The following is an 8844-nucleotide window of genomic DNA, read 5'->3' on the forward strand; positions in this document are numbered from 1 at the left end:
AAACTAATTTTTTCAATTTTAAAAATGAGCAAAGAATTTTTTATAGAAGAAATCGGTATTGTAAAAATAACTAAAAAAAGAGGGGTAAAGAGAATGACTTTACGGGTAAAGCCTTTCAGCCCGATAAACATTACCGTTCCTTATACTGTAACTTTTAATTCTGCAATATCTTTTGTAAAAGAAAAAAAAGAATGGATTATTAATTCAAGAAAGAAAATTTCTGAAACTGAAAATAAAAGAACAAAATTTACGTCTGAAACTAAATTTCAAACAAAAAAAAGAGAATTGGTTTTTATTCCTTCCCAACACACACAAATATATATTACAAAAACGAAAATAACGGTTGAATATTCAAAAAATGAAGACCTGTTATCTGCGGTAAATCAAGATTATATTCGCAAGGGGATTGTTGAGGCATTAAGAATTGAAGCAAAAGAATACCTTCCGGCAAGGACTGAACATTTAGCTGAAAAATACGAGTTTAACTACAATAACGTTACGGTAAGAAATGCAAAAACTCGATGGGGAAGTTGCTCCGGGCAAAATAATATCAGTTTAAATCTTCATTTAATGCGACTTCCCGAGATATTAATTGATTATGTTATTTTGCATGAGTTGTGCCATACCGTTGAAAAAAATCACGGGAAAAACTTTTGGCTTTTACTTGATAAAGTTTCGGGTAATGCGAGGGGGCTTGATAAGCAACTTAAGCAATACAGTCCGAGTATTTTTTAAATTCGAACAACTAATATTGCACCGCCAAGTTTTATTTTATCTTTCGAAACAAGCTTTTGTGTTTTTATCTTTTTTTGATTTACAACAACTCCGTTTGTACTTCCTAAATCTTGTATTTTAAAAAACTCACCTTCCTTGTTTATTACAGCATGAGAACCCGAAACAGTTCTGTCAGGGATAATAATATCATTTGAAGAACTTCTTCCGATACTGATGATATGTTTTTCAAAAAAATATGTTTTATTAAACCCTTTGGTTTTTACATTAATTTCAATCGGCTTTATTGTTTTTTGATTTGTCAAACTTTTTTCAATAACCGGAATTGTGATTTTCTTTTTTTTGTAGAATAAAGACAGAATCAGAAAAGTTGCCAATAGTCCTGACAGAATCAAGAGAATATTCTCTCTTTTATTAAATATTTTTTTTGGCTTTGTGATTTCTTTTTCAATTGAATTTTCTCTATAGTTGATAATAATTCGATTCTGCGGTTTATTTTGCTCTGTTGTAAATACAATTCGAATAACTTCTGCCTCTGCAGTATTTGCCTGTAAAGAAATGTCCTCAATATATCGGCTTATCGTTTTATATAAGTCTCGCTTATTTATTTCCGTAAAGATTCCGCCTGTTTTCGTACAAATGTCAATAAGTTTATTCTTAGCTTCTTTTTCTATTTTTTCTGTAAGGATAATATATACAGGCTCTGTTTTTTTTGTAAGAAAGTTTGTAACCGGCTCGGGCTTAACTTTTAAAGATTTATTTATAAAAATGACTCCTTTTCCGGAAAAAACATCTTTACGCTTTTGTATATTTGCGAAAAACTTTTCGGCACTTTTGATTTCTCTTTTTTTTAATCCGTATTTTGTTTTTGTAAATAAATTTTTTTCCAAAGTGTTTATATAAAAAAAGTGGTTTTTGCTGAACTCCGGGCTTAAGAAGTGGATAAAGTTTTTGCTTGTATCCGATTTTAGTATAATACCGATATTTATTTTATATGTTTCATTTAATTGCTTTATATTTTCAGCAAGAGCTTTTCGAATTTCTTCGCTTGAATTAACATCAATTATAAACATAATTGATTGCCCCGTTACTATTTCATTTTGCTTTACCGTATCAATTGATATTTCTAATGTACTGTTGTTCTCTGTAATTGATATTTCTTTCGGGTTAAAGTTGCTTTTAACATTTAGGAATAGTTCAATTTCAGGAAATTTAGAATTGTCAACTTTAATAACTTTTAATTCTTCCTGTGCATATAAATTTGAGTTCATGAAAAAAAACAAAAACATAAAAATAAGAAGGTCATTTCTAAATTTCATAATTAAACATTTAATGGTTTCAACCTAAAAAAACAAAACAAATTTAAAAAAACCCTTAAAACATTTGATTTTCATTTTTTACCATTGTACTTTTGAACGAATCCCCGGGTAATTTTAGTCTGTTGATATTCTTTTAGATTATGAAATTAATCAATTTTTTATATAAAAGGTAATTTTTTTAGATTCAAGATAAAATTACAAAATGCGTTGTCTGTTTATTTACTAAATACTGCTAATACAATGAGAATCTTTAAATTTATTACAATACTAAATGTTTTTGTTTTTTTTTCAAGCATAGTTTTTTCCCAAACAGCAAAAGAAATCATAAAAAAAGCCGATGATAAATTCAGGGGAAAATCAGCATATAATGAAATGACAATGACAATTGTTCGCCCGAAATGGTCAAGAACCGTAAGTTTTAAATCTTGCAATAAAGGTTTAGATTATTCTATGACATTAGTAACAAACCCCGCAAAAGAAAAAGGGCAAACATTTATGAAGCGTAAAAATGAAATGTGGAGCTGGAATCCGAAAATCAGACGATTAATAAAACTTCCTGCATCCATGATGTCGCAAGGATGGATGGGTTCTGACTTTTCAAACGACGATTTATTAAAAGAAAGTTCTCTTGTTGTTGATTACACCCATAAAATTATCAACACAGAAACTTATGCAGATAAAGTTTGTTATAAAATTGAATTAATTCCGAAAGAAGATGCTGCCGTTGTTTGGGGGAAACTGGTTAAATGGATTACGAAAGATAACTATTTGCAACTTAAAACAGAATTTTATGATGAAGACGATTATTTAATAAAAACAGAAAAAGCCTCAAAAGTAAAAATAATGAGCGGAAGAGAAATTCCGACCTATTTTGAGCTGATTCCGGAAGATGAGCCGGGAAATAAAACAATCGTTATTATGGATAAAATTATATATGACATAAATGTTTCAGAAAGCTTTTTTTCTCAACAAAACATGAAAAAAGGAATGACTTTGCGTTTTCCTGTAAAATAAATTAACAAAATAATCTACGATGTTTGACTATATAAAAATAGCATGGCGAAATATTTGGCGAAATAAACGTCGGAGTTTCATTACAATGTCATCAATATTCTTTGCTGTGTTTTTAGCGATTATAATGCGTTCATTTCAACTTGGAAGTTATGATGCAATGATTAACACAATGATTGAAAAATATTCCGGCTATATTCAAATTGAGCACCCCGATTTTCCGGAAGAAGCAAGTATTGATAACACAATTGAATATTCGAAAGAACTCATAAAAAAAATTCAGTCTGTTGAAAATGTAAAAGGCATTGTTCCTCGCTTGTCTTTATTCTCTTATGCATATTCTGATGTGCAGAGCAAAGGGGTTTTATTAACCGGCATTGACCCCGAGCTTGAAAACGCAATGACCGGTTTCAACAAACAAATTGCAAAGATTAAAATTAGTGAAGGTGCAATCGGAAAAATAAAAAAAGAAGGAATAAACGAAGAACTGTTAAAAGCATTAGAGGAAAATAAAAATAAATTTTATTCAAATGATGATGTCCTGGCTTTTGAAATGAACCTTACGAATGACGATGATGTAAAAAAATATTTGCCGATTATAAAAAAGTATGCTGAATTTAATAGTCAGTCATTAAAAAAAGACGATAAAGGTGTACTTATAGGCTCTCGGTTAGCAAATTATTTAAAATTAAATGTCGGTGACAGTATTGTTTTAATGGGACAGGGTTATCACGGAAGCAGTGCTGCTGAAATATTTCCCGTACGAGGAATAATTATTATTCCTAATCCGAAATTAGATGCCATGATGATTTACGCATCTTTGCGTGAAACACAAAACTATTTTTCAGCCTATGAAGAAACAGAAAATCCCGAAAACCCGAAATACCTTTTAACATCTTATGCGGTCAATTTATTTGATAAAAACTATTCTGAAGTAGAAAAAACAAGAGATGATATTATTGCCGTTCTTAACAGAAGCGATATGTTGGTAAGGGGCTGGAAAGAAGCAAACAAAGAACTGAACAATCAAATAAAATCAGATAATGAAAGCGGAAAAATGATGATTGCATTGTTATATATTGTAATTGCATTCGGAGTATTCGGAACCGTACTGATGATGATTGCAGAGCGAAAAAGGGAAATGGGAGTTATGATTGCCGTCGGAATGAAAAAATTTAAACTCGGAATTGTTATTACGTTGGAAATGATGTTTATGAGTTTTATGGGACTTTTGTTCGGAATAATTCTCAGTGCTCCGATTGTAGCTCTCGGGCATTTAAACCCGATAAGATTAAAAGGAGATATGGCAGAAATGATGGCAACATACGGAATGGAACCGATTATGCCGATGGCATGGTTTGACACATATTATTTGAATCAAGTTTTGGTTATTGCCGGTATTTTGCTTGTTGTAATGATATTTCCGGTTATTTCAATTATGAAATTAAAAGTTATTGATGCTTTAAGAGCATAAAAGTTAACAGTATAACAGAAAAATTAATAACATGATATTTACAGTTGCTCGAAAGAATGTATGGAGAAATAAACTCAGAAGTCTTGTTGTCATATTTGCAGTAACAATCGGGCTTCTTGCCGGTTCATTCGGCGTTGCCATGATGGAAGGAATGGCAAAGAAAAGAGCCCACACCGCTATTTATAATGAAATTTCTCACATTCAAATTCATCATCCCGAATTTCAAGAAAATTTTGAAGCAAAATATAATATTCCTGATTCAGAACACTTAATTTCAGAGTTAAAAAAGATTTCTGAGGTAAAATCCGTTACCGGAAGAATGATTTTATCCGGAATGATTAATACATCCGGTGGAAGCACGGGAGCATTTATTTACGGAATCAATCCGGAAGACGAAAAAGAAGTTACAGAAATTTATACTTTTATAAAAGATTCAACCGGAACTTATTTTGAAGGAAATAAAAAAAACCTTGTATTAATAAGTGAAACAACGGCAAAGAAATTAAAACTGGATAGATATGTCATTACAAATGAAACAATAAGAAAATTGATAAATGCCGGTTTCCCGAAGGAAGATACTCTGAAATTGCAATCTGTTTTAAACGAACAATTCAGATCTCATAAAGATTACTTCTATAAATTAAAAGAATTACTCAATGAAGAATTGATAACAGAGTATGAGTTCTTATTTATAAAATATGCAATGGTATTTAAACCTCGAGCAAGAGTAGTAATTAACATTCAAAACTCAAAAGGCGAATTAACCGGTGAAAATTTTAAAGTAACCGGCATTTATAAAACATCAAATCGAATGTTTGATGAAATGACCGTTTTTGTTAAGAAAAAAGACTTGGCAAACTTAACCGGTTATAAAAACAACACAAACCATGAAATTGCCATACTTTTAACAGACAGACATTTGGCAAAAGGCACAGCAAAAAGTTTAAGCGAGAAATATCCGAATTTAAAAATTGAAAGCTGGGGAGAAATTGACCCGATGATTGTTATGATTTCTGAATACATGACAATTTATAATTACTTTTTAATAGGCTTAATTTTAGCAGCCCTCGCTTTTGGAATTGTAAACACCATGCTAATGGCAATTATGGAACGAACCAAAGAACTCGGAATGCTTGCAGCTATCGGAATGAACCGAAAACGTATATTCAGCATGATAATGGTCGAAACCATTTTTTTAACAATTGTCGGAGCAGTAGTCGGTTTAGCAATTAATTACGGTATTATTTCGCACTTATCAAAAACCGGAATTGATTTGTCGAAACAAATGGGCGAAGCATTTGAAGCAATCGGTTACGATTCAATAATTTACCCTGAAATGGGTTTAAGCTACTATATCGGTATAACACTTTTGGTTATTTTAGCAGCTGTTTTATCATCCGTATATCCTGCCGTAAAAGCAATTAAATTAAACCCGGCAGAAGCAGTAAGAACTGATGCTTAAATGAACCTTTGCAGATTTTACATAAAAAACAGCTCAATAAAAAACAATAAAAATATGAAAATAATAGAAGTTACAAACCTACACAAAATTTATAACAACAGCGAAGTTAAAGTACATGCCGTAAGAGGAATTGATTTAAGTTTTGAGCAGGGAGAATTTACAGCTGTTGTCGGTCCTTCCGGTTCAGGGAAAACAACTTTTTTAAACATGATGGGCGGATTAGACAGTCCCACGGAAGGCGAAATTTTTATTGACGGGACAAATATCGGAGAACTGAAAGCATCAAAATTAACAGATTTCCGAATGCAAAACATCGGCTTTGTTTTTCAAGCCTATAATTTAATTCCGGTGCTTACTGCAAAGGAAAATGTTGAGTTTATTATGCAACTTCAAGGCAAATCAAAAAAAGAAAGAGAAGAAAGGGCAATTGCATTGTTGGAAGAAGTGGGGCTCGGAGACAGAATAAACAGCAGACCGAGTAAATTATCCGGAGGTCAACAGCAAAGGGTTGCCGTTGCCAGAGCTTTGGCTTCAAAGCCTAAGTTTATTCTTGCCGACGAACCGACAGCAAATCTTGACAGCAAGTCAACGGCAAATTTATTGGATATTATGGAACGATTAAATAAAGAAGAAAACATTACGTTCATATTCTCAACACACGATGCTCGTGTAGTAAATAAAGCCAAGCGAGTAATAACAATTGATGACGGAAAAGTTGTTAAAGATGAAAAAAAGTAAACTTCTTAATGTAATGAAAAGAACTATTCTGATAATAACAATTTTTCTGATATTTTCAGCAAGTACTTTCTCTCAGGAAGAAGAAAAGCAAAAAAAATATTCCCTCGGAGGATATATAACAAATATGCAATCTGTTATGATTTTCGACAGCATTGAAGGAAATTGGATTAACGACAACCTTATTCACAACCGTCTGAACTTTAATTGGTTTCCGAATGAACATTTCACAATAAAAGTCGGAGCCAGAACACGGCTTTTTTCCGGAGAAACCGTAAAATACACACCCGATTACGGAAAAAATATGCAAAAAGATAACGGAATAATTGACTTAAACACAAACATATTTTCAGGAAGTTCTTTTTTATTGAACACACAAATTGACAGAGCAAGTATTTCTTACGAAAAAGGAAATCTAAACATAACACTCGGAAGACAAAGAATAAATTGGGGCAGAAGTTTTGTTTGGAATCCGAATAATATTTTTAACTCCTATTCTTTTTTTGATTTTGACTATCCTGAAAAACCGGGCTCCGATGCTTTGCGAATTCAATATTACACAAGTGCAACATCTTCAGCCGAATTGGTTATAAAAGCAGACAGTGCAAAAAAAGTTTCAACGGCAGGTTTATTCAAGTTTGCTGCCGGCGGATACGATTTTCAGATAATGGGCGGTATAATTAACGAGCAAGACTATGTTGTCGGCACAGGATGGGAAGGGAATATCAAATCAATATCCTTTAAAGGCGAAGCAAGTTATTTGCATCCGAAAAATAACTTTAACGACACAACCGGTGTTTTAGTTGCAAGTACGTCTTTCAGTTATTTCTTCTCAAACTCATTAATGCTGCAATTTGAATTTCTGTACAACCGACAATCTGAAACAGCAAGTTTTTCAAATTATTACAACCAGCCTTTAAGTGTTAAAAACCTTTCATTCTCTGAATATAACATTTTCGGAAATATAAACTATCCTGTTACACCTTTGCTTAATATTTCTGTTTCCGGAATTTATTATCCGGGGGTAACCGGTTTTTATATCGGTCCGAGTATAATATACTCTCTTTCCGAAAATTTAGATTTTGCCTTTATTGCCCAAACTTTCAGAATTAAAGATTTTATCAGTCCGTTTACCTTAGAGAATGATTTAAATCTGTCTTTTGCCTTTCTTCAGTTAAAATATAACTTTTAAACCTTTAACCGTTCAATTTACGATAATCTGCCAAAAATTTCTCTAATCCTATATCGGTTAAAGGATGTTTTAAAAGCCCCGTGATTGCACTTAAAGGAGCCGTTACAACATCAGCACCTACTTCAGCACATTGTATTATATGTTGCGTATGTCGAATGGATGCCGCCAGAACTTGGGTTTCGTAACCGTAGTAATTATACATATCAACAATTTGCTTAATTAACTCTACTCCGTCGGTTGAAATATCATCTAACCTTCCTATAAAAGGAGAAACATAAGTTGCTCCGGCTTTTGCGGCAAGTAATGCTTGCCCGACAGAAAAAACTAATGTGCAATTTGTTTTTAATCCTTTGTCGGAAAAGTATTTAATAGCTTTTATTCCTTCTTTAATCATAGGAACTTTAATGGTAATTTGAGGATGTAAAGCAGCAAGCATTTCTCCTTCTTTTACCATCCCCTCAAAATCGGTTGAAATAACTTCCGCACTTACATCACCTTCTACAATTTCGCAAATTGTTTTGTAATGATTTTTAATATTTTCTTCACCTTTTATGCCTTCTTTAGCCATAAGTGAAGGGTTTGTAGTTACTCCGTCAAGTATTCCGAGGTCTTGTGCTTCTTTAATTTGATTAAGATTTGCTGTGTCTATAAAAAACTTCATGTATTTTTGTTTGAATTAATTTTCTGCAAATTTACTTTAATTTATTAATCTCAAAAACATACTTTCAAACATAAAAAAAGGAGCATTAAATTTGCTCCCTTATATTTTGCTATTCCCTTTGTTTAAAAATCTCCTGTTTTCGTCTTTGCAACACCCTAAAAATTCCGATTAATAATTTCGGATAATTCGGTTTGATCTTCGTCCATTTCCGGTATTTTTGATTTAGTTTGTTTTGATTCCGGTAATGTATATGTAATT

General features: G+C 32.1%; 8 protein-coding genes. 6 read left to right on the forward strand and 2 right to left on the reverse strand.

Annotated features, from left to right (window positions below; all coding sequences use genetic code 11):
* Nucleotides 1-24: 24 nt before the first annotated feature.
* A complete protein-coding gene (locus L3J35_11745) occupies nucleotides 25-735 on the forward strand; it encodes a M48 family metallopeptidase (protein MCF6366864.1) in 711 nt (236 codons plus the stop codon).
* On the opposite strand, the gene L3J35_11750 is transcribed toward L3J35_11745, so the two are convergent.
* Nucleotides 732-2051 (reverse strand): FHA domain-containing protein, encoded by a 1320-nt coding sequence (locus L3J35_11750; protein MCF6366865.1) that lies wholly within the window; start codon nucleotides 2049-2051, stop codon nucleotides 732-734. The genes L3J35_11745 and L3J35_11750 overlap by 4 nt on opposite strands.
* 240 nt (nucleotides 2052-2291) lie before the next feature.
* Here L3J35_11750 and L3J35_11755 point away from each other — a divergent pair, with 240 nt between their 5' ends.
* The 5 genes from L3J35_11755 to L3J35_11775 are packed head-to-tail and all read left to right on the forward strand — an operon-like array spanning nucleotide 2292 to nucleotide 7925.
* Nucleotides 2292-3065: an outer membrane lipoprotein-sorting protein gene (locus tag L3J35_11755; protein ID MCF6366866.1), complete on the forward strand. Its 774-nt coding sequence runs from the start codon at nucleotides 2292-2294 to the stop codon at nucleotides 3063-3065.
* 19 nt (nucleotides 3066-3084) lie between these two features.
* A complete protein-coding gene (locus L3J35_11760; GenBank protein MCF6366867.1) occupies nucleotides 3085-4536 on the forward strand; it encodes a hypothetical protein in 1452 nt (483 codons plus the stop codon).
* Between the two features lie 31 nt (nucleotides 4537-4567).
* Nucleotides 4568-5998, forward strand: coding sequence for an FtsX-like permease family protein (locus L3J35_11765; GenBank protein ID MCF6366868.1), 1431 nt, complete (start codon nucleotides 4568-4570; stop codon nucleotides 5996-5998).
* Between the two features lie 54 nt (nucleotides 5999-6052).
* Nucleotides 6053-6736: an ABC transporter ATP-binding protein gene (locus L3J35_11770; GenBank protein MCF6366869.1), complete on the forward strand. Its 684-nt coding sequence runs from the start codon at nucleotides 6053-6055 to the stop codon at nucleotides 6734-6736.
* A complete protein-coding gene (locus L3J35_11775) occupies nucleotides 6723-7925 on the forward strand; it encodes a hypothetical protein (GenBank protein ID MCF6366870.1) in 1203 nt (400 codons plus the stop codon). The genes L3J35_11770 and L3J35_11775 overlap by 14 nt, the downstream gene beginning before the upstream one ends.
* 4 nt (nucleotides 7926-7929) lie before the next feature.
* Here L3J35_11775 and fsa read toward each other — a convergent pair whose 3' ends face one another.
* Nucleotides 7930-8586, reverse strand: a complete 657-nt coding sequence (fsa, locus tag L3J35_11780; GenBank protein ID MCF6366871.1) for a fructose-6-phosphate aldolase — start codon at nucleotides 8584-8586, stop codon at nucleotides 7930-7932.
* Between the last annotated feature and the right edge of the window lie 258 nt (nucleotides 8587-8844).

This window comes from Bacteroidales bacterium (genome assembly GCA_021648725.1).
Taxonomy (GTDB): domain Bacteria; phylum Bacteroidota; class Bacteroidia; order Bacteroidales; family JAADGE01; genus JAADGE01.

What these genes read in the sequence shown, in the direction of transcription:
- L3J35_11745 (MCF6366864.1), top strand. Translation starts at nt 25, where the DNA reads ATGAGCAAAGAATTTTTTATAGAAGAAATCGGTATTGTAAAAATAACT.
- L3J35_11750 (MCF6366865.1), bottom strand. Translation starts at nt 2,051, where the DNA reads ATGAAATTTAGAAATGACCTTCTTATTTTTATGTTTTTGTTTTTTTTC.
- L3J35_11755 (MCF6366866.1), top strand. Translation starts at nt 2,292, where the DNA reads ATGAGAATCTTTAAATTTATTACAATACTAAATGTTTTTGTTTTTTTT.
- L3J35_11760 (MCF6366867.1), top strand. Translation starts at nt 3,085, where the DNA reads ATGTTTGACTATATAAAAATAGCATGGCGAAATATTTGGCGAAATAAA.
- L3J35_11765 (MCF6366868.1), top strand. Translation starts at nt 4,568, where the DNA reads ATGATATTTACAGTTGCTCGAAAGAATGTATGGAGAAATAAACTCAGA.
- L3J35_11770 (MCF6366869.1), top strand. Translation starts at nt 6,053, where the DNA reads ATGAAAATAATAGAAGTTACAAACCTACACAAAATTTATAACAACAGC.
- L3J35_11775 (MCF6366870.1), top strand. Translation starts at nt 6,723, where the DNA reads ATGAAAAAAAGTAAACTTCTTAATGTAATGAAAAGAACTATTCTGATA.
- fsa (MCF6366871.1), bottom strand. Translation starts at nt 8,586, where the DNA reads ATGAAGTTTTTTATAGACACAGCAAATCTTAATCAAATTAAAGAAGCA.